We start from the raw sequence: 2,868 nt of genomic DNA, 5'->3' as shown, positions 1-2,868 counted from the left end.
CGGCACATAGGCCTCGGGCTGGTAGTAGTCGTAATAGGAGACAAAATACTCGACGGCGTTGTCGGGGAAGAAGCTCTTGAACTCGCCATAGAGCTGCGCCGCCAGCGTCTTGTTCGGCGCCAGAATGATGGCGGGCCGTTGCGTCGCCTCGATCACCTTGGCCATCGTGTACGTCTTGCCGCTTCCGGTGACGCCGAGCAGCACCTGGGTGCGGTCGTTGCGCGCAATGCCCTCGACCAGTTCCCTGATCGCGGTCGGCTGGTCGCCCTTCGGTTCGTATTCGGATTTGATCACGAAGCGGACGCCGCCTTCGGATTTGTCCGGGCGCGGCGGGCGATGCGGGGTCCAGATCTTGACCTGGCCGTCCTCGCCCTTGAATTCGGGGCGGCCGTCGCGGATCAGGCTTTCCAGCGCGTCGGCCGTGGCGGCGACGCCGAGCGCCTCCATCTTGTTGCGCGGCGGCCGCGCCAGCGCTGCGAGGTCTTCTTCCTCCGTGGTGAAGCCGAGCTGCTTTGCCAGTTCCGGGTCGAGGGTGGGGATGGTGGCGGCGGTGCCGTAATTGGCGGGCGGGGCTTCGTCGAAACCTCGGATCGCTGAGGCGCCCCCACCCTGACCCTCCCCCGCAAGCGGGAGAGGGGACGCAGGCTGTGCGTCCGCGGCGTTATTTCTTCCATTCGCGCCCGGCAGGTGTCGTGTGGAGCCCTCTCCCGCTTGCGGGGGAGGGTTGGGTGGGGGCGCGGCAACGGAGGTCTGGCGGCTGACCGAAGCATCCCGCTTCGCCACATCGTCGCTCGTGCCGCGGGTCGACGCCCGCGCGCGATGCAGTGCGGCCTCGCCGCCGGAGCGGCGGTCTTTCGAATTGTCCGGCGGCGGACGCAATCCGGTGCCAGATCCCATCCCGGCATCGCCGCGGTTGATCGCGGGATTGAGCAGTTTCGCCAGCGCCGGCCCGATCGGCTGCACATCGGGCCTCGACGCCTTGGAACCTTGCACCCTGGATTTCGGGGTTTTCGAGGGCTTTTTCGGAGTGTTGGGATGCTTCGCCATGGGTCGAATATGGGATGAGTCCGGCCGACATAAAAGGGCGGAAAGCCCCACGGAAACGGCGCGTTGCCATGTCAGCAGGTGGCAGCACATGGAAGAGCCTGTCCCTTGTTCGAACCTGCATTCTCCCTACAATGCCCAAATAGCAAAACCGTTGAGGAGACCAGGTGGCCGCTGAAATCAATCCGCTTGCCGGCAAGATCGTCGACCCCTCGATGCTGGCGAATGTGCCGCGGCTGGTGACGGCTTATTTTGCAGGCAAGCCCGACCCGTCGGTGCCGTCGCAGCGGGTGTCGTTCGGCACTTCGGGGCATCGCGGCTCCGCGCTCAACCACGCCTTCAACGAGGCGCATATCCTGGCGATCAGCCAGGCGCTGTGCGATCACCGCCAACGCGCCGGCATCGACGGGCCGATGTTCGTCGGCATCGACACCCACGCGCTGGCCGAGCCGGCGCTGGCGAGCGCGCTCGAAGTGTTTGCGGCCAACGGCGTCGAGGTGATGATCGACGCCGATGACGGCTATACGCCGACGCCGGTGATTTCGCACGCCATCCTCGGCTACAACAAGGGCCGCGAACGGGGCCTCGCCGACGGCGTCGTGATGTCGCCGTCGCATAACCCGCCGGAAGACGGCGGTTTCAAATACAATCCGCCCAATGGCGGACCGGCGGACACCGACGTCACCTCCGGAATCGAGCGCGCCGCCAACGGCTTGCTGGAAGTCGCGCTGCGCGGCGTCCAGCGCATCCCCTACGACCGCGCGCGCCGGGCGGCCTGCGTTCACCGCCACGATTTCATCGGGCCCTATGTCGCCGACCTCGGCAACGTCCTCGACATGGAGGCGATCCGCGGCTCCGGCGTCCGGATCGGCATCGACCCGCTGGGCGGCGCCGGCGTGCGTTACTGGCAGCCGATCATCGCGCGCTACGGCCTCAACGCCACCATCGTCAGCGATGCGGTCGATCCGACGTTTCGCTTCATGACGCTCGATTGGGACGGCAAGATCCGGATGGACTGCTCGTCGCCTTACGCGATGGCGCGGCTGATCGGCATGCGCGACCGCTTCGACGTCGCCTTTGCCAACGACACCGACGCCGACCGGCACGGCATCGTGACCGGATCGAACGGGCTGATGAACCCGAACCATTACCTCGCCGCATCGATCGCCTATCTGTTCGCGAACCGTCCGCAATGGCGCGTCGACAGCGCGGTCGGCAAGACCATCGTCTCCAGCGCGATCATCGATCGCGTCGCGAAGAAGCTCGGCCGCGGGCTGGTTGAAACCCCCGTCGGATTCAAATGGTTCGTCGATGGCCTTTGCGACGGCTCGTTCGGGTTCGCCGGCGAGGAGAGCGCCGGCGCCTCATTCCTGCGCAGGGACGGCTCGGTCTGGACCACCGACAAGGACGGCATCATTCTGGGACTGCTGGCCGCCGAGATAACGGCGCGCACCAGATCCGATCCCAGTCAGCTGTTCACGAAGCTGACCGACGAACTCGGCATGCCCTACTACGAGCGGATCGACGCGCCGGCGACGCCGGTTCAGAAGAACCTGCTGAAGGCGCTGTCGGCCGAAAAGCTTGATATGGCGGAACTGGCGGGCGAGCCGGTTCGCGCGGTGTCGTCAGCGGCGCCCGGCAACGGCCAGCCGTTCGGCGGCATCAAGGTGACGTCGGACAGCGGATGGTTCGCGGCGCGGCCGTCGGGCACCGAGGATGTCTACAAGATCTATGCGGAGAGCTTTCGCAGCGCGGATCACCTGCGGCAGATCCAGGACGACGCCCAGCGCGCCATCGCGCGTGCATTTGCGGCAGGCGGCTGAG

General features: G+C 66.4%; 2 protein-coding genes. One reads left to right on the top strand and one right to left on the bottom strand.

The genetic code is table 11. The features are described 5' to 3' along the window. The coding region (locus Q8N40_RS02810; RefSeq protein ID WP_305710726.1) for a DEAD/DEAH box helicase family protein at positions 1-1,047 on the bottom strand (1,047 nt) is incomplete at its 3' end. A 164-nt stretch (positions 1,048-1,211) separates the two neighbouring features. Between Q8N40_RS02810 and pgm the strand changes: the two genes are divergently transcribed. Continuing rightward, positions 1,212-2,867 (top strand): phosphoglucomutase (alpha-D-glucose-1,6-bisphosphate-dependent), encoded by a 1,656-nt coding sequence (gene pgm / locus Q8N40_RS02805; RefSeq protein ID WP_305710725.1) that lies wholly within the window; start codon positions 1,212-1,214, stop codon positions 2,865-2,867. Position 2,868 lies beyond the last annotated feature (1 nt).

The organism is Bradyrhizobium sp. (assembly GCF_030693485.1).
Lineage (GTDB): Bacteria > Pseudomonadota > Alphaproteobacteria > Rhizobiales > Xanthobacteraceae > Bradyrhizobium.
The sequence above is the reverse complement of the archived record's forward strand: the minus strand, read 5'-3'. Positions and strand labels throughout refer to the sequence as shown.